The organism is Caryophanon tenue (assembly GCF_001700315.1).
In the GTDB taxonomy this organism is placed as follows: Bacteria; Bacillota; Bacilli; order Bacillales_A; family Planococcaceae; genus Caryophanon; species Caryophanon tenue.
Map to the genome: position 1 here is coordinate 380286 of NZ_MASJ01000001.1, position 17051 is coordinate 397336.

The window sequence follows — 17051 nt, forward strand, 5'->3', positions numbered from 1 at the left end:
AATGAAACATAGGCAAAAAACAAGTCATTGCGTATAATGAAAGGGAGGTGAAGACATGCTAAATATTCGAGCATACGGTTTAGGACCGATTCAAACAAATTGTTATATCGTATCAACGAAGCAAAAAGATTGTTTAATTTTTGACCCAGGTGAAGAAGCGGCATTCTTAGTAAAGGAAATACGCAAACAACAACTAAAGCCATTAGCGATTTTCTTAACACATGCGCATTTTGACCATATTGGCGCTGTAGACGAACTACGTGAAACATTCAATATTCCAGTATACATTCATAAGGAAGAAACATCTTGGCTTATAGATCCGATGAAAAATGGCTCTGCCAAATATGCAGAACTGCCAAACTACATATTAAAGCCGGTAGCACCTGAACATGTATTAACGGAGGAGCAAACATTCGAAATTGGTGATTTCACATTCCGTATCGTACATACGCCAGGGCATTCTCCAGGAAGTGTGTCATATATTTTTGATGATGAGCATTTTGCGATTGTTGGCGATACTCTTTTTGAAGGAAGTGTAGGACGTACAGATTTAATTGGTGGATCGATGAAGGTGTTATTAAATGCCATTCATACAAAGCTTTTAACATTGCCAGAAGATACAATTATTTATCCAGGTCATGGATCTTATACGACACCGGGAGAAGAAATGGTACGTAATCCATTTTTAAACGGCTTTTAAGTTTTTTAGCAAACAATATGCTAGCAAGGGGAATGACAGGGGCGACTCCTGCGGGAAGCGTTCGTCGAAAAGAACGTTGCCATTATCAAAAAAGCGCAAACCGACATCTGTCAGTTTGCGCTTTTTCGCCTTCTTTTTCAAGCTCTAATTGCTTTTGTTATCGCTACATATATTTAATGTCCAGCGCCAGGTGTGTGCATAAATGTTGTGTAATACGTAAACCCAGCGAAGAATACCGTTAAATATGCGCCGAAAACATATAAATACATACGTTCTGAAAGATTCATAAAACCAAGTAATAAAAAGAGACCTGTATTTGCTAAAAAGATAAGTGCAACTTCGTTCATACCACCAAGATAAAACATTACGGTAAAGATTGCTGTCCAAAATGCCATTACTTTGAACATATTATCCATGAAAAATACCTCCTTTTACTCGAAATTACTTATATTTCTTATTATAAGTGATTTCGCAAGCGGAGTAAACTGACAAATTAATCACGTACTTTAATGGCGTATAAACAGTTTTCGCAATTTCGTTGCATACTGCTAATTTGTGTAAAGTCCGAAACGTCAAACAAAGCTTCTAATTGTCCTTGTAAATAAGCTTCGTGAAGCGCACAAATAAGAGGTCCTTCTTCAGCAAGCATCGAGCGATATGGACAATTATAATAGGAGAAGTAAAGTGTACGACCTTGTTCAGTCGTTTCAATATTGACTGCATAACCAATTAATGATGCACTATCTGTTAAAATTTCAACACGTTGTTCAAATGTCGTAACGCGTAATGATAAAGAGAGCATTTTTTCAATATTTTCTTTTCCGTTGGCATATGCGATTTCCTTACATGCTTCAACAGCTTCAGGTCCGAGCTTTTTTAATAATGCAAAAAGCCATGTGACAAGGTGATGGAAATCTTGACGCGGGAAGCTAAGTGATACACCGGTATCAGAAGCGGAGTAAATACGTCCAGGACGCCCACCTTTTCCGGTTTTTTCAAATTCCGCTTTAATAACGGCGATTTCAGTTAATTTTGTTAAGTGTAAACGAGCTACATTTGGATGAATATGGAACGTGTCTGCAATGTGCTGGACGGTTACCGGTTTCTGATGTTGTAAAATATATTCATAAATCGAGTAGCGCGTTTCATCTGCTAATGTACTTGTGATTTTTAAGGGATGGATAATCATAGATAGCTCCTTTATTGAAAACGGACAAGTGAGACAAGCTGTCACGATTCGCTAATATAGTTTGATTATAGACTATTTAACAAACTGATTCACGCATTTTCAATAGATATAGAGGTGGAATTACAAAAAATAACTAAAAAGTATGGTGTAAATTTTAAGTTTTGATAGATTCGCACGATAACGCGTCATTTCACGTATACTATACATGAACAGAAAACACTAAAGAAGGGGGACAATGTATGGAACAACAAATGCAGCAACATGTGTATCAGCTATTAAGAGAAGCTTGTATGCAGCAAGTTTCTGATATTCATTTTATCCCGACTGAAACCGCATATGACATTGCGTTTCGCCAGCAAGGCATATTACAAAGGCGACATATATACGAACATACACGAACGGAACGCATCGTCACTTATTTAAAATATTTAGCGAATCTTGATATTGCAGAACGTCGCAAACCACAAAGTGGCGCATTTTTTTTAACGATTGACCAACAGCCTTATCACTTTCGTCTTTCTACATTACCTTCTGTGCGAAATAAAGAAAGTATTGTTATTCGCATTCATCTTCAATATGCTACGTTACCATTGAGTGAACTCGCATATTTCCCTACGACGACCGAACACTTCGAACAACTTCTCTCAAAATCACAAGGTATTATTTTTATTACCGGCGCTACAAACTCTGGGAAAACAACCACTCTCTACGCTTTTATCCACCATATTGCCACCGAATTACACAAACATGTCATTTCATTAGAAGACCCCGTAGAATCCATTCAATCACATGTCCTACAAATACAAGTTAATGAGCGAGCAGGTGTAAGTTATGCAAGCGGTTTACGTGCGATTTTGCGTCATACACCCGATGTTATTATGGTCGGAGAAATACGTGATGAAGCGACAGCGAAGCTCGCAATTACCGCGGCACTTACTGGACATCTTGTGCTCGCGACAATTCATGCAAAAGATACAGTAGGCTGTATTCATCGATTAATCGATTTAGGGGTGCCGTTAGAGGATTTACACCAAACATTACTTGCCGTTATTGCGCAAAGTCTTGTGATGCTACAAGAAGAGGGAAGCATATGTCAACGGGCCATTTTTGAACTGCTAATACAGGAAGAATTACAAGCAGCACTTCATTGTATCAGTGAGAAAAATACGTATGAGCTGCCGATGCAGAAGCGCTTAGAATATCAACGAGAGGCGGTGAAGCTACTTGAAATGGCGGCAACGCAAACGACCACTCTTAAAAAAGCATGATATTTTTTTGCAAAAATTAAGCGATTTATTAGAGGATGGCTATACATTTGCAGAAGCACTATATGTGTTACTGCCACATTATACGACCGATGTAGTGGAAGCGGAACGTGTGGTACGCCAAAGTTTTGAGGATGGTAAAGCAATCCATGAGATTTTTGAGCAGTTAGGTATTGCTCCGCAACATTTACTGCTGTTAGAGCTTGCTGCCGAACATAGTGATATGGAGCGTGTATTTCGAGTGAGCGCAAATCAAATTGCTACGCGTATCGCGTTAGAAAAGCAAACTCAGCGTAAATTGATGTATCCGGTGGCGTTATTTATTGGGCTATTTGTAAGTTTACTATTGTTTCGTCAATATTTTTTACCGAACATGACAACGTTATTTATGTCACGTGGTGAACAGCAACAATTATGGAGCACGACGTTATTTTTGAAGTTGCCTGATATCTTATTTTTACTTGCAATTAGTGCGGTGTTCATCGGTTACGCTGCAAAGGTCTATATTCAGAGACAACCGGTGGCACGCCAATTGCAACTGCTTTATTCCGTGCCAGGGATACGTCAACATTTAGCGACGATGCATACATTAAATCTTGCGCATATTATTAGTGGTTTTTTGCAAAGTGGCGTCTCTTTGCAACGAGCGTTAACGCACATAGAACAACAAACAAAGTCGCCGCATCTTGGCTTTATCGCGCATGAACTCAAGCATCTTGTTTTAAACGGCGCGACATTATCACAGGCTACGAGGCAAACGTCTTTTTTCCGTAAAGATTTTTCATCTTATATTGCGCATGGCGAATTTCACGGACATATCGGTATTGAGTTACAGCTTTATGCCAAAATTATTGAACAGCAACAACAGGAACGCCAAAAATTATATGTTAGTTTAATTCAACCCATTGTATTTTCGATTGTCGCACTTTGTATTGTAGGTGCGTATTTAGCCATTTTACTGCCGATGTACGAAATGATTGAGATTATGTAAAGGAGCGAATGAACGATGAAAATTTATCAAAAACAGCAAGGCTTTACACTCGTTGAAATGTTAATTGTTTTATTAATTATTTCGATTTTAGTCATTGTGACGATTCCAAACGTAACGAAACACTTCGCAACAATTGATGAAAAAGGCTGCGATGCCTATGTCAGAATGGTTCAGGCACAAATTGATTCCTATCATTTGGAAAATCCAGGTGTACAGGAGGTAGCGCTAGAAGAATTAAAGAATGACTATTTTGCGGATGGAAAAGGATTAAACAGTCAAGGAGAATTCGCATGTCCAGATGGTACCAAAGTGGAGATTAATGGTCTAGTAGCGAAGCAAGTAGCGTCGACACCATCTGCAAACCAATGACAAAACAGCACGGTTTTACATTGAGTGAAACATTAGCTGTGTTAGCCATTATTGCGGTCATTGGTAGTGTTAGCATGTTAGCGGTGAAGCATGTGAGCGACCGTTTCATTGACGAGCGTACAATTTTTCAATTTGAACTAGATGTATTGGCGGTGCAAACCGCTGCACAGCAACAACGAAGTACGAAAAGTATTTTCCTGCGACAACATGAATATGTAGTCAATACGTCTGGTCGCTATATTCACCGTGTATTTCCGACAGGCACTATGTTAAGGAGTCATAATCTAGGTGCTGATTTGCAATATACGGAAGTAGGAAGTGTACGAAAAGCAGGGGTAATTAAGTATGAAGGGTTGTCACGACAATATAGTTTAACGATTTTACCGATCAATGGGCGTGTTCGAATTGAATAAAGAAAATGGATTTTCAATGGCAGATGTATTGTTAAGTTTACTTATTTGGAGCTTATGTGGTCTTTTCTTTGTACCACTGTATAGTGATTTACGACAGTCATTAGTTGAAGCGAAGCAACAAGTACATGTCGTAGAAGCGATGCAATATGGTGCACGCAATTTAGTAGTGACGGGTGCAATCAGTGGCAGTGTAAAAATCGATACAATGATGTATCATTATCGCATTATGGATACACACGTTTGTGTGCACTATTCTATGGAGTATGAGGAGTACGAACGATGCGAAAACATCGACATGACGACGGCTTTACGCTAATTGAAACATTGTTTCAATTAGTCGTAATGGCCATCATCGTACAATTACTATTGACGTATATACAGGTGTTCTTTTCGTTCCAACAAACATTTTATGCGCGTGATACGGCATGGGAGTTATTTATTTTTGAAATGGATGAATTAATATATGTGTCAGAGGAGCCACTAACCATTCGTGTAAATCGTCAACTCACACGTAGCTATTTAGGTGAAGATGGTAAAGTCGTGACCGAGGAATTTGAAGTGGTCAATCAATCTTTTCGCTACTCTAAAAATGGTGGGAATGAATTTTTATTGTTTCACGTGCGTGATATTTATTTTACACAACAGCAGCATTCTTTATATATGGAAGTGACATTTTTAGATGGTTCTAAAAAGGAGCGTACCTTTATTGTACCGACGTCGTGAAGCTGGTTTTATCTTTATCATATCATTGTTCTTACTGTGGTTTACGACGATGCACGGCATGTACTTTTTATCTGCTTATGAAGCGAAACTACAAACGTATAAGTCATTGGAATTCATGAAACTTCGTGTTACGATGGAGATAATCAATAATTATCGAAATAAGTAGGCAGTTAGGAAGTCATGAAGAAGGTGAAAGAATGCGTAAGATTTATTTAGTGGGCTTTATGGGCTGCGGTAAAAGTGCAATCGGTCGTCGTTTAAGTTATTATTTAAAATTACCTTATTACGATATGGACACAGAAATTGTACGTCAGCAAGGAATGAGTATACCAGAAATTTTTGAGGCATACGGAGAAGAACGTTTTCGAGAAATCGAAACAGAATTTCTTGAAAATTTCCGCGATGAGCGTTGTATTATTGCAACAGGTGGCGGTGTCGCAATGAAAGAGGAAAATCGACGGATTATGCGTAGAACGGGGTTAGTATTCTTCTTAGATGCTGCATTTAACGACATTTACATGCGCATTCGTAATGATAAAAACCGTCCGATTGTGCGTCGCTCGACACGCGAAGAATTAGAGGAACTTTATTTATCACGTCGTAAATATTACCATGAAAGCGCGCAAATCCAAGTGCTAACAGAGGGGCGTTCGTTACGTCAAATTGTCGAATATATCGGATTTCAAGTGAATCGCTTAAAAGGTGACGACGTTAAAAAATAAACGTGCTAATTTTCTATGAATTATAAAAAATGAATTGCCTGAATAGTCTTTCGATGTTACTATATACGCAAGTACGGTATATGTTTCGTCAAGAATAGCAAGGCGGATGATGATACGGGGAGAGTGCGCAACCAGCGTCGCCGAAGGAGCAAGTAGTCGATTACTATGAATCTCTCAGGCAAAAGGACTCGTATTGGACGCAACTCTGGAGAGCGTTGCCTTTTAGTGCAACCACCAACGGGGCAAGCTTCTTAGCGTGTTTGTGTAGAAGTGATACTTTCAGGTGCAAGGACAGAGAATCTCGCAATGGGATTCTTCTGTCCTTTTTTCATGACAATTGAAGCTTGTATTATGAAAAAATGTATTTTTTTAGTATCTAAACATGTAACGACTTATTCATAAAGGAGGCCAATACTATGACAACAGCGTTAAAGCGCACACCATTATTTGAGGCTTACGCGCAATATGGTGCAAAAACAATTGATTTTGGCGGTTGGGAATTACCTGTACAGTTTTCTTCAATTAAGGAAGAACATGAAGCGGTACGTACGAAAGCTGGTTTATTTGATGTGTCACACATGGGCGAGATTTTTGTAGAAGGGCCAGATGCACTACCTTATTTGCAGAATCTTTTAAGTAATGACATTTCGAAGATTGCCATCAATCAAGCGCAGTATAATGCGATGTTATATGAAACAGGTGGCATTGTAGATGATTTACTTGTTTACAAATTAGCGGATGAACGTTTCTTACTATGTGTGAATGCTGCGAATATTGAAAAAGACTTCGCGTGGATGCAAGAACAAGTACGTAGCTTTACGGTGACGATTACAAATGCGTCAGACGATTATGCACAAATTGCATTGCAAGGTCCATTAGCACAAGAAGTATTACAGCGTTTTACGAAGACAGATTTAGCAACGATTAAATATTTCCGCTTCGAAGACAACGTAGATGTAGCCGGACATTCAGTACTTGTATCACGTTCAGGTTATACAGGGGAAGATGGCTTTGAATTATACGGTACACCTACAGCCATTGAAGCATTATGGCATACATTATTAGCTGAAGAAGAAGTAAGTGCAACAGGTTTAGGTGCGCGTGATACATTACGCTTTGAAGCATGCTTACCACTTTATGGACAAGAATTATCACAAACGATTTCACCACTAGAAGCAGGTATTGGCTTCGCCGTGAAGTTAAATAAAGAGCAATTTATCGGCAAAGAGCCATTAGTTGCACAAAAAGAGCAAGGTTTACAACGCAAATCAGTCGGTATTGAAATGATTGATAAAGGGATTCCACGCCACGGTTATAAAGTATTTGTTGGCGATGAAGAAATTGGCGAAGTCACAACGGGTACACAATTACCACTGACAAAACGCAATATTGGGCTAGCGTTATTAAATACAACATATACAGCAGTTGGTACTGAGGTAGAAGTAGAGATTCGTAACAAGCGTGTGAAAGCGCAAGTAGTAGAAATACCATTTTATAAACGCACAAAATAATTTATGTTGAGAAAGAGGGCTTATAAGCATGAAGCATCGTTATTTACCAATGACGGAACAAGATAAGCAAGAAATGTTACAAGTAATTGGCGTTGAGTCAGTGGATGCATTATTTGCAGACATTCCAGAGAGCGTACGTTTCCAAGGCGATTATGCCATTAAACCAGCAAAATCAGAAGCAGCTTTAATGAAAGAGCTTGCGCAGCTTGCAGCGAAAAACAAAGATACACAAAGTAATGTGTCATTCCTTGGCGCAGGTGTTTATAACCACTACAAACCAGTAATTGTAGACCATGTTATTTCTCGTTCTGAGTTTTATACAGCATATACACCATATCAACCAGAAATTTCGCAAGGGGAATTACAAGCTATTTTTGAATTCCAAACGATGATTGCAGAATTAACAGGTATGGACGTAGCAAACTCATCGATGTATGACGGTGGTACATCACTTGCTGAAGCAGCAATGCTTGCAGCAGGACATACGAAACGTAAAAAAATTGTCATTTCATCAACGGTTCATCCAGAATACCGTGATGTTGTAAAAATGTATGCATACGGTCAGTCAGTGGATGTTGTAGAAGTGCCAGCAAAAGACGGTCATACGGATTTAGAGGCATTACAAGAGTTAGCGGTAGATGCAGCAGCAGTTATCGTGCAATATCCAAACTTTTTCGGGCAAGTGGAAGATATTCAAGCGGCTGGAGACATTATTCACGACTTAAAAGGCTTATTAGTTGTATCGTCAAACCCGTTAGCACTTGGCGTGTTAACACCTCCAGGTAAATTAGGTGCAGACATTACAGTAGGTGACGCACAACCATTTGGGATTGCAGAAGCATTTGGTGGTCCACACTGTGGCTATTTTGCTGTAACCAATAAATTAGTGCGTAAAGTACCAGGACGTTTAGTTGGTGAAACGGTTGACCAAGAAGGACGTCGCGGTTACGTATTAACATTACAAGCACGTGAGCAACATATTCGTCGTGACAAAGCGACATCAAATATTTGTTCAAACCAAGCCTTACTGGCGCTTGCCGCATCTGTTGCGATGACAGCACTGGGGAAACAAGGCATTCAAGAAATGGCGAAGCAAAACATTGTGAAAACACGCTATGCGAAAAATGCTTTCGAGCGTGCAGGTTTTGAAGTAGTTTACCAAGGCCCACACTTTAACGAAATCGTTGTGAAAACAAATGGTTCTGTTAAAGAAATTAATAAAGCATTAATTGAAAAAGGGATCATCGGTGGCTTTGATTTAGGACGCGCGTACCCAGAGCTTGAAAATCACGCATTAATCGCAGTAACTGAAATTCGTACAAAAGAAGAAATTGATGCACTAGTTGCAGAGATGGGGGCTATTTATGCATAACGAAAACCAACCACTCATTTTTGAATTAACGCGTGAAGGTCGCGTAGGCTATAACTTAGAGCCATTAGACGTAGAAGACTATGACTTAGCCGATTTATTACCACAAGGCTATGTGCGTGAAGAAGCAGCGGAATTACCAGAAGTGTCAGAATTAGACATTATGCGTCACTATACGGCATTATCTCGTCGTAATCACGGTGTAGACTCAGGCTTCTATCCACTTGGCTCTTGTACGATGAAGTACAACCCAAAAGTTAACGAAGCGGTAGCACGCTATGCAGGCTTTGCAAGTGTCCATCCATTACAAGATGAAGATACGGTGCAAGGTGCTATGGAGTTACTATACGATTTACAAACATCACTTGTTGAAATTACAGGGATGGACGAAGTAACGTTACAACCTGCAGCTGGCGCACATGGGGAGTGGACAGCCCTGATGATGATTCGTGCATTCCACGAAGCAAATGGCGAAGGACATCGTAATAAAGTAATCGTACCAGACTCAGCGCACGGTACGAACCCAGCTTCTGCAACAGTAGCGGGCTACGACACAATTACAGTAAAATCAAATGAAGACGGCTTAGTCGATTTAGAAGACTTAAAGCGCGTATTAGGTGATGATACAGCAGCATTAATGCTAACAAATCCGAACACGCTTGGCTTATTTGAAGAAAACATTTTAGAAATGGCCGCACTTGTGCATGAAGTAGGCGGTAAAGTGTATTATGACGGAGCGAACTTAAACGCGGTTATGGCAAAAGCACGTCCTGGCGACATGGGCTTTGACTGTGTTCACTTAAACTTACACAAAACATTTACAGGTCCACACGGTGGCGGTGGTCCAGGTTCAGGTCCAGTTGGCGTGAAGAAGGAATTAATTCCGTTCTTACCGAAGCCAGTGCTTGTGAAAACAGAAGAAGGTCGTTTCCACTTCGATTACAACCGTCCACAATCAATCGGACGTGTAAAACCGTATTACGGCAACTTCGGCATTAATGTGCGTGCCTACACGTATATCCGCTCAATGGGTCCAGATGGCTTAAAGGCAGTAACAGAATATGCGGTGTTAAATGCAAACTACATGATGCGTCGTTTAGAAGAGCATTATGATTTACCATTTAACCGTCATTGTAAGCATGAGTTTGTATTATCAGGGCGTCGTCAAAAGAAATTAGGCGTACGTACACTTGATATTGCAAAACGTCTGTTAGATTTCGGCTACCATCCACCAACAGTCTACTTCCCGCTAAACGTGGAGGAATCTATTATGATTGAGCCAACGGAAACAGAATCTAAAGAAACATTAGATGCTTTCTGTGACGCGATGATTCAAATCGCAAAAGAAGCACAAGAAACACCAGAAAAAGTACAAGATGCACCACATACAACAGTTGTGACGCGTTTAGATGAAACACGCGCAGCACGTAACCCGGTATTACGTTATGTAAAGCCAACTGTTGAAACAGTAGAAGCATAAAAAAAAGACTGCTTGAGAAGCAATTCTCAGCAGTCTTTTTTCATGTTATTTTTTTGATTTGATTTTGCCTGTCCATTTACGGAAGCCACCATCAAGCTGATAAATTTGGTCATAGCCACGCTTTTTTAAGTAAAGAGCAGCACGAGCACTACGGCTTGAGTTTTGGCAGTATAAGTATACTGGTAAATCAGGGCGAATTTCTTTGTGGCGTTGACGCATTTGTGTCATAGGAATGTTACGAGCACCTAAAATATGACCGCCATCGAATTCTTTTGGCTCACGTAAGTCGATTAGTTGTGCTTTACGGTAGCCTTCTTTAAATTGTTCTTCTGTTAATGGTGTAACAGCTTTTTTAAGTTTGCTGGCGTTATAAAAAATGTATAAGGCAACTGCAACGATTACACCGATTAAAACGTATACAAATGTCACGGAAACATGACCCCTTTCTATTTACCTTCTTATTATAAAAGATACGTATGCGTTCGTCCAATAGCGAAAAATAAAAAATTGAAAAAAAGTAGATTTTCGATGAGTTCCGCAAATATTCGGAGAAATATGTTAAAATGAGGGCGTACTAAAGGAGGGGCAAGTAATGGAGAAATGGTATTTTATTCATTCAGGGAAATGTAGTGGTTCATTCAATATGGCAATGGATGAAGCATTATTAACATTACATAGTAAAGGGGAAATCCCACCAGTTATTCGCTTTTATGAATGGGCGCCAGCAACATTATCAATTGGTTATTTCCAGCAAGCAGCGCGTGATATTAATTTAGAAGCGGTGCATGAGCAAGGGTTAGGCTTTGTACGTAGACCAACTGGGGGACGCGCTGTATTACATGAGCATGAGTTAACATATAGCGTGATTGTGTCGGAGGCGTATCCAAACATGCCAACAACGGTGACCGAAGCGTATCGTGTCATTAGTGAAGGGATTTTAAAGGGATTCCATCATTTAGGCTTAGATGCGTATTTTAGCGTGCCTGATACCGATGAAAAGCGCGCGGATTTAAAGCAGCCGAAGAGCGCTGTATGCTTCGATGCGCCAAGCTGGTATGAGTTGGTTGTCGAAGGTAAGAAGGTTGCAGGGAGCGCACAAACACGTCAGCAAGGAGTTATTTTACAGCACGGGGCTATCTTATTAGATGTAGATATTGAAAAGCTCTTATCTGTATTTAATTTCTCAACAGAGGCACAAAAAGAGCGTATGCGTAAAAAGCTACCAGAAAAAGCGGTAGCAATTAATGATTTGACGGATAAACCGATTACAATTGCGCAAAGCGTTGAAGCGTTTAAACGTGGTTTTGAGGAGAGTCTACAAATCGAGCTTGTACCGTATACATTAACGGATGAGCAGTTAGCGTTTGTCAAGCAAATTGAGCAAGAGAAATACGCAACAGATGAATGGAATTTTAAAAAGTAAGCATAGAAGGGTAGACAGTTGCAGGAAGATTCATTCAATCGGTATAATAAAGCGACTTGAACGAAAAGGAACGATGATATGGAACTGTTTATCATTTTAGCAATTGTAGCACTTTACCAGTGGGTGTTTATTCCAATTTTAAAGCGCAAAATTGGTTATGAGCGTCCAGAAGAGCCAAAGATTTGGTATGACTATAAAACGAAGTGGCAATTGCCGGCGGAATGTGCAGTTATTGTACTCGCAATACTGCTTGTTTTTATCACGACACCAGCATTAGGTATTTGGTCTGTCGCATTTATTCCAATCGCGATGAGTGCTATTTTACTGATGCGCGGTATACTAGAGAAAAAGTATGTTGGTTATATGAATCATCATATCATTTCATTTATCCAAGCATTTGCGTTATTAATTGCGTTTGGCTTTGTCTTTTTATATGCAGTCTTTTTTGCATAACAGTATAATAGAAAACCCCATCCGACATTGGTTCGGATGGGGTTTTCTTATGCTTGATACAGCTCTTTTGCAGACTCTGGCTGTTTTTCCACTTCACGTAGTTTATTAAATGAAGCGATAGCTACTTCTACTTGGTCATCTTTTGGTTCTTTTGTTGTTAAAAGTTGTAACCATAAACCTGGGTAACCTAAGTAGCGTAATACGGGCACATTGCGCACTGCATTTGTTGCTTGGAGCACTTCAAATGATACACCAATGACAACTGGAATTAATAAAATACGATTGACGATACGTAGCCATAACGGGTCAGTTGGTACAAGGAAGTAAATAAACATACCAACGATAACTGTGAATAAAATAAAGCTTGAACCACAGCGGTAATGTAAGCGTGATTGCGCTTGTACATTACGTACAGTAATCGGTAAGCCAGCTTCGTAGCAGTTGATTACTTTATGTTCCGCGCCGTGATACTGGAAGACGCGGCGAATAAGGGGTGTTAATGAAATTAAGTATAAATACGTCAGTAGTAGAATGAGCTTAAAGAAGCTTTCTAATAAAATTTGCTCTGTTTTTCCAGGAAACACGGGAGAGAACGCTTCTGCAATAAACATCGGTACAAGTGTGAAAATAAATTTACTAAAAATAAATGAGATTACGCCAATAACTGCTACACCGAGCACCATTTGCATTTTCGTCATCGTTTCCTCGCCACTTGCTTCTTCACCAGGCTCTACATCATAGCGGTCGCTTGCGAATTGCATATGACGTGATCCCATACCTGCAGATTCTACAAGTGCTACGATACCGCGAATAAAGGGAATTTTTTTTAGTTTTTGGAAAATGGGTTTTGATTGTTTTTTATGATAACAATATTCAATCGAATCGTCTTTACGACGAATGGCTGTGACTGTATGCTCTTTACCGCCAAACATGACCCCTTCAATTTGAGCTTGTCCACCATATTTTGGGCCTTCGTTACTCAAGTCATCACTTTCTTTCCGCTAAAATTCAATTATGTAGTCTATTATACTGAAAAACTGTTAAAACCTCTACCATTGACGCATACACAATGGAACAAGTTGCAAGGAAGCGCAAAAAATAGCGAGTATTCAAAATATTGAGGGATACGAAATAGTTTGTTTTATGGTAAAATAAGCGTAAATGGAATGAAGGGAAGAGTCGTCGTGAAGATTATGTGTTTAAATGGCCCGAACTTAAATCGTTTAGGAAAGCGTGAGCCAGAAATTTATGGATCAGAAACGTTAGAAGATGTGAAGCAATCTTTAATTGCAGTTGGAAAAGAGTTAGGCGCAGAGGTTGATTTTCGTCAGTCAAATCATGAAGGAGAGCTTGTAGACTGGATTCATGAAGCAGAGGACGAGCGCTATGATGCTATTATTATAAACCCTGCAGCCTACACACATACATCGGTTGCGTTACGTGATGCGTTAGCAGGAATTACAGTGCCGGCAATTGAAGTACATATTTCAAACATTCATAAGCGAGAGACTTTCCGACATCATTCGTATTTAGCTCCAGTTTGTGTAGGACAAATTTGTGGTCTTGGCACAAAAGGGTATGAATTAGCGCTACGTTCATTTGTACAAGCATAGAAAGAGGGAATTTATAGTGAAATTAGAGAAACTACGTGCAGAATTAACAGCACACAATATTGATGCGTTATTAATTACAAGTGATTATAACCGTCGCTATATGACAGATTTTACAGGAACAGCGGGCGTAGCTATCGTATCGCAAAACGACGCGGTATTTATTACAGATTTCCGTTATACAGAGCAAGCTGCAGAGCAAATTAAAGACTTCCGCATTGTGCAACATACAGCGTTGATTCATGAAGAAGTTGCGGCACAAGTTGCAGCAATGGGCATTCAAGCATTAGGCTTTGAGAAAAATGCGATGCAATTTGGCGTGTACGAAGTGTACAAACAAGCCGTGAAAGCAGATTTTGTGCCAGTTTCAGGCTTAATCGAAAAAATTCGCTTGATTAAGACGCCACAAGAGCTTAATATTATTAAGGTTGCATGTGAAATTGCCGATAGCGCATTTACACATATTCTTGACTTTATCAAGCCAGGTAAAACTGAACTTGACGTGTCGAATGAACTAGAATTTTTCATGCGTAAACAAGGTGCTACATCATCTTCGTTTGACATTATTGTAGCAAGTGGATTACGTTCAGCGTTACCACATGGTGTTGCTACCGATAAAGTAATCGAAAAAGGTGAACTTGTAACATTAGATTTCGGTGCATTATATAACGGTTATATTTCTGACATTACACGTACAGTTGCTGTAGGTGACGTTTCAGAGAAGTTACGTGATATTTATGATGCAGTGTTACAGTCTCAATTATTAGGTGTCGAAAAAATCGGCCCAAATATGACGGGAATTGAAGCAGATGCGGTATGTCGTGACTATTTAACATCACGTGGCTACGGAGAGGCTTTCGGGCATTCTACAGGACACGGTATTGGTTTAGAAGTACATGAGCAACCAGGGCTGTCATTCCGTTCTGACACTATTCTTGTACCGGGTATGTGTGTTACAGTAGAACCAGGCGTTTACATCTCAGGTGTAGGTGGATGTCGTATTGAAGATGATATTTATATCACTGAAACGGGTAATGAAGTTTTAACACATTCGCCAAAAGAGTTAATCATTTTATAATTAAATTGGAGGATTTTTTCAATGATCTCAGTAAACGATTTCCGTACAGGTTTAACAATTATCGTTGACGGTAACTTATTCCGCGTATTAGAGTTCCAACACGTAAAACCAGGTAAAGGTGCAGCATTCGTACGTTCAAAATTACGTAACCTACGTAACGGTAACGTAACAGAAAAAACATTCCGTGCTGGTGAAAAAGTAGAAAAAGCAATGATCGACAACCGCAAAATGCAATATTTATATGCACAAGGTGACGAGCATGTATTCATGGATATGGAGTCTTATGACCAAACAACATTAGCGGCTACTCAAATTGAAGACGAGTTAATGTATCTATTAGAAAACATGGAGCTTTCTATGCAATCTTACCAAGGTGAGTTAATCGGTGTTGAATTACCGAATACAGTAACATTAGAAGTTGCTGAAACAGAGCCAGGTATTAAAGGTGATACAGCTTCAGGCGGTACAAAACCAGCGAAAATGGAAACAGGTTTATACGTAAACGTACCATTCTTCGTAAACCAAGGTGACAAATTAATCATTAACACAACTGACGGTTCTTACGTTTCTCGTGGTTAATTGTTAAATAACAAAGATTAAAGTTTCATAAATTGTAACGAAAAAGTCACATCCGAAGAGTTCTTCGGGTGTGACTTTTTTTAGTTATTTTAGTCTAGTTAGTTTTTTTATTGTTTAAATCAGTCGTGTTTTTAGAATATACTTAAGAAGCATGTATGATGAAAAGAAAGGTAGTGAAGTTATGCAATTGGAAAAACCGATTATTCAAGCACCAATGGCAGGAGTAACAACGCCTAAATTAGTAGCGGCTTGTAGTAATGCAGGAATGTTAGGGTCTATTGGAGCAGGGTATTTAAATGGACAACAAACACGAGCATTTATTCAACAAGTGAAACAGCTAACGACTAAACCGTTTCAAGTAAATCTTTTTATTCAAGATGAACCACGTATTGATATTTCTATATTACAGCAAGCAAAAGAAGCACTATTGCCTGCTTATGAAGAACTTGGTGTAGATCCTGTACAACGTGTATGTGCGACAAATGTATTTGATGAACAGCTTGAGGCAGTGTTAGATGAAAGAGTACCAATTGTATCTTTTACATTTGGTTTACCAAATAAAGATGTAATTACGCGCTTAAAGGAAGCTGGTGTCACATTAATTGGCACGGCGACTTCAGTAGCAGAGGCACGAGCAGTAGAGGAAGCAGGTTGTCATTATGTAGTCGCACAAGGACAACAAGCTGGTGGACATCGCGGTACATTTTTGGAGCCACTTGAATTTCATACAACGCGTGACCTTATTCGTCTGATGAAGACACATATTACAATTCCGATTATTGCAGCAGGTGGGATTATTGATGCGGATGATATTAAAGAATTAGAAGCTGAAGGTGCTGCCTATTTTCAGGTAGGATCGGCGTTTTTAATAACAGATGAATGCGATGTACCGGCCATTTCAAAACAGTTGATTATGCATTCTAGTTCTAATAACACTGTTATGACGACTGCTTTTACAGGTAAGCTTGCTCGTGTTATCAATAATAAGTTTGTTGAAAAGATGGTTGGGCAAGTCATCGCACCATATCCATTACAGCATCACTTAACGATTGGGATTCGTCAAAAAGCTGTCGAGCAACAGCATAAACCGTCAATTGCTATTTTAATTGGTGAACGTGGGTATTTATGTGAAGAAACAACAGTTGCGGGCGTATTAAAAAAATTAGGTGTGTAACA

At 39.4% G+C, this 17051-nt stretch carries 21 protein-coding genes and 2 riboswitches; of the genes, 17 read left to right on the forward strand and 4 right to left on the reverse strand.

The features are described from left to right. Positions 1-55: 55 nt before the first annotated feature. A complete protein-coding gene (locus A6M13_RS01745; protein ID WP_066542387.1) occupies positions 56-700 on the forward strand; it encodes an MBL fold metallo-hydrolase in 645 nt (214 codons plus the stop codon). 173 nt (positions 701-873) lie between these two features. Here the strand turns inward: A6M13_RS01745 and A6M13_RS01750 are convergent, their stop codons facing one another. Together A6M13_RS01750 and A6M13_RS01755 are read right to left on the reverse strand one after the other, a co-directional pair. Then, positions 874-1116: a DUF2626 domain-containing protein gene (locus tag A6M13_RS01750; protein ID WP_066542388.1), complete on the reverse strand. Its 243-nt coding sequence runs from the start codon at positions 1114-1116 to the stop codon at positions 874-876. A 77-nt stretch (positions 1117-1193) separates the two neighbouring features. Next, positions 1194-1889, reverse strand: a complete 696-nt coding sequence (locus A6M13_RS01755) for a helix-turn-helix transcriptional regulator (protein ID WP_245669190.1) — start codon at positions 1887-1889, stop codon at positions 1194-1196. A 239-nt stretch (positions 1890-2128) separates the two neighbouring features. Between A6M13_RS01755 and comGA the strand changes: the two genes are divergently transcribed. From comGA to gcvPB, 10 genes are all read left to right on the forward strand, one after another. Next, positions 2129-3157, forward strand: coding sequence for a competence type IV pilus ATPase ComGA (gene comGA / locus A6M13_RS01760; RefSeq protein ID WP_066542389.1), 1029 nt, complete (start codon positions 2129-2131; stop codon positions 3155-3157). Next, positions 3114-4145: a competence type IV pilus assembly protein ComGB gene (gene comGB, locus A6M13_RS01765; RefSeq protein WP_066542390.1), complete on the forward strand. Its 1032-nt coding sequence runs from the start codon at positions 3114-3116 to the stop codon at positions 4143-4145. The genes comGA and comGB overlap by 44 nt, the downstream gene beginning before the upstream one ends. 15 nt (positions 4146-4160) lie before the next feature. After that, positions 4161-4514, forward strand: a complete 354-nt coding sequence (comGC, locus tag A6M13_RS01770; RefSeq protein ID WP_066542391.1) for a competence type IV pilus major pilin ComGC — start codon at positions 4161-4163, stop codon at positions 4512-4514. After that, positions 4511-4927: a type II secretion system protein gene (locus tag A6M13_RS01775; protein ID WP_066542392.1), complete on the forward strand. Its 417-nt coding sequence runs from the start codon at positions 4511-4513 to the stop codon at positions 4925-4927. Before comGC ends, A6M13_RS01775 begins: the two co-directional genes overlap by 4 nt. Then, on the forward strand, positions 4920-5243 hold the full coding sequence (locus A6M13_RS01780) for a hypothetical protein (protein WP_066542393.1): 324 nt from the start codon (positions 4920-4922) through the stop codon (positions 5241-5243). The genes A6M13_RS01775 and A6M13_RS01780 overlap by 8 nt, the downstream gene beginning before the upstream one ends. Beyond that, positions 5207-5650 carry a competence type IV pilus minor pilin ComGF gene (gene comGF / locus A6M13_RS01785; protein ID WP_066542394.1) on the forward strand — a complete coding sequence of 148 codons (444 nt, stop codon included), beginning with the start codon at positions 5207-5209 and terminating at the stop codon, positions 5648-5650. Before A6M13_RS01780 ends, comGF begins: the two co-directional genes overlap by 37 nt. A gap of 197 nt (positions 5651-5847) precedes the next feature. Further along, the gene (locus A6M13_RS01790) at positions 5848-6372 is read left to right on the forward strand and encodes a shikimate kinase (RefSeq protein ID WP_066542395.1); all 525 of its coding nucleotides are present in this window, start codon (positions 5848-5850) and stop codon (positions 6370-6372) included. A 106-nt stretch (positions 6373-6478) separates the two neighbouring features. Further along, a riboswitch (glycine riboswitch) is annotated at positions 6479-6572 on the forward strand. Between the two features lie 3 nt (positions 6573-6575). Next, positions 6576-6669, forward strand: a riboswitch (glycine riboswitch). 119 nt (positions 6670-6788) lie between these two features. Next, positions 6789-7883 (forward strand): glycine cleavage system aminomethyltransferase GcvT, encoded by a 1095-nt coding sequence (gcvT, locus tag A6M13_RS01795; protein WP_066542396.1) that lies wholly within the window; start codon positions 6789-6791, stop codon positions 7881-7883. Positions 7884-7911: 28 nt separating this feature from the next. Further along, positions 7912-9255, forward strand: coding sequence for an aminomethyl-transferring glycine dehydrogenase subunit GcvPA (gene gcvPA / locus A6M13_RS01800; protein ID WP_066542397.1), 1344 nt, complete (start codon positions 7912-7914; stop codon positions 9253-9255). After that, positions 9248-10732 (forward strand): aminomethyl-transferring glycine dehydrogenase subunit GcvPB, encoded by a 1485-nt coding sequence (gene gcvPB, locus A6M13_RS01805; RefSeq protein WP_066542398.1) that lies wholly within the window; start codon positions 9248-9250, stop codon positions 10730-10732. Before gcvPA ends, gcvPB begins: the two co-directional genes overlap by 8 nt. Positions 10733-10777: 45 nt before the next feature. On the opposite strand, the gene A6M13_RS01810 is transcribed toward gcvPB, so the two are convergent. Further along, positions 10778-11140 (reverse strand): rhodanese-like domain-containing protein, encoded by a 363-nt coding sequence (locus tag A6M13_RS01810; RefSeq protein ID WP_425393901.1) that lies wholly within the window; start codon positions 11138-11140, stop codon positions 10778-10780. Positions 11141-11324: 184 nt separating this feature from the next. On the opposite strand from A6M13_RS01810, the gene A6M13_RS01815 reads away from it, so the two are divergent. Continuing rightward, entirely contained in the window at positions 11325-12155 is an 831-nt protein-coding gene (locus A6M13_RS01815) for a lipoate--protein ligase family protein (protein ID WP_066542400.1), read from the forward strand. Between the two features lie 78 nt (positions 12156-12233). Beyond that, positions 12234-12608 carry a hypothetical protein gene (locus A6M13_RS01820; RefSeq protein WP_066542401.1) on the forward strand — a complete coding sequence of 125 codons (375 nt, stop codon included), beginning with the start codon at positions 12234-12236 and terminating at the stop codon, positions 12606-12608. 47 nt (positions 12609-12655) lie between these two features. Here the strand turns inward: A6M13_RS01820 and A6M13_RS01825 are convergent, their stop codons facing one another. Then, the gene (locus A6M13_RS01825; RefSeq protein WP_425393902.1) at positions 12656-13540 is read right to left on the reverse strand and encodes a DUF1385 domain-containing protein; all 885 of its coding nucleotides are present in this window, start codon (positions 13538-13540) and stop codon (positions 12656-12658) included. A gap of 252 nt (positions 13541-13792) precedes the next feature. On the opposite strand from A6M13_RS01825, the gene aroQ reads away from it, so the two are divergent. The 4 genes from aroQ to A6M13_RS01845 all read left to right on the forward strand — a co-directional run bounded on the left by aroQ (position 13793) and on the right by A6M13_RS01845 (position 17049). Beyond that, a complete protein-coding gene (gene aroQ, locus A6M13_RS01830) occupies positions 13793-14221 on the forward strand; it encodes a type II 3-dehydroquinate dehydratase (RefSeq protein WP_066542403.1) in 429 nt (142 codons plus the stop codon). A gap of 13 nt (positions 14222-14234) precedes the next feature. Then, on the forward strand, positions 14235-15296 hold the full coding sequence (locus tag A6M13_RS01835; protein WP_066542649.1) for a M24 family metallopeptidase: 1062 nt from the start codon (positions 14235-14237) through the stop codon (positions 15294-15296). A gap of 21 nt (positions 15297-15317) precedes the next feature. Continuing rightward, positions 15318-15875: an elongation factor P gene (efp, locus tag A6M13_RS01840; RefSeq protein WP_066542404.1), complete on the forward strand. Its 558-nt coding sequence runs from the start codon at positions 15318-15320 to the stop codon at positions 15873-15875. A gap of 181 nt (positions 15876-16056) precedes the next feature. Beyond that, positions 16057-17049: an NAD(P)H-dependent flavin oxidoreductase gene (locus tag A6M13_RS01845; RefSeq protein ID WP_083998156.1), complete on the forward strand. Its 993-nt coding sequence runs from the start codon at positions 16057-16059 to the stop codon at positions 17047-17049. The last annotated feature ends 2 nt before the right edge of the window (positions 17050-17051 follow it).

Bases quoted from the DNA above. Each gene is read 5' to 3' on its own strand.
- gcvPB (WP_066542398.1), top strand. From the start codon at position 9,248: ATGCATAACGAAAACCAACCACTCATTTTTGAATTAACGCGTGAAGGT.
- A6M13_RS01755 (WP_245669190.1), bottom strand. From the start codon at position 1,889: ATGATTATCCATCCCTTAAAAATCACAAGTACATTAGCAGATGAAACG.
- A6M13_RS01815 (WP_066542400.1), top strand. From the start codon at position 11,325: ATGGAGAAATGGTATTTTATTCATTCAGGGAAATGTAGTGGTTCATTC.
- A6M13_RS01825 (WP_425393902.1), bottom strand. From the start codon at position 13,540: ATGTTTGGCGGTAAAGAGCATACAGTCACAGCCATTCGTCGTAAAGAC.
- comGC (WP_066542391.1), top strand. From the start codon at position 4,161: ATGAAAATTTATCAAAAACAGCAAGGCTTTACACTCGTTGAAATGTTA.
- A6M13_RS01775 (WP_066542392.1), top strand. From the start codon at position 4,511: ATGACAAAACAGCACGGTTTTACATTGAGTGAAACATTAGCTGTGTTA.
- efp (WP_066542404.1), top strand. From the start codon at position 15,318: ATGATCTCAGTAAACGATTTCCGTACAGGTTTAACAATTATCGTTGAC.
- comGA (WP_066542389.1), top strand. From the start codon at position 2,129: ATGGAACAACAAATGCAGCAACATGTGTATCAGCTATTAAGAGAAGCT.
- A6M13_RS01790 (WP_066542395.1), top strand. From the start codon at position 5,848: ATGCGTAAGATTTATTTAGTGGGCTTTATGGGCTGCGGTAAAAGTGCA.
- A6M13_RS01845 (WP_083998156.1), top strand. From the start codon at position 16,057: ATGCAATTGGAAAAACCGATTATTCAAGCACCAATGGCAGGAGTAACA.
- A6M13_RS01745 (WP_066542387.1), top strand. From the start codon at position 56: ATGCTAAATATTCGAGCATACGGTTTAGGACCGATTCAAACAAATTGT.
- comGF (WP_066542394.1), top strand. From the start codon at position 5,207: ATGCGAAAACATCGACATGACGACGGCTTTACGCTAATTGAAACATTG.
- gcvPA (WP_066542397.1), top strand. From the start codon at position 7,912: ATGAAGCATCGTTATTTACCAATGACGGAACAAGATAAGCAAGAAATG.
- A6M13_RS01750 (WP_066542388.1), bottom strand. From the start codon at position 1,116: ATGGATAATATGTTCAAAGTAATGGCATTTTGGACAGCAATCTTTACC.
- gcvT (WP_066542396.1), top strand. From the start codon at position 6,789: ATGACAACAGCGTTAAAGCGCACACCATTATTTGAGGCTTACGCGCAA.
- A6M13_RS01820 (WP_066542401.1), top strand. From the start codon at position 12,234: ATGGAACTGTTTATCATTTTAGCAATTGTAGCACTTTACCAGTGGGTG.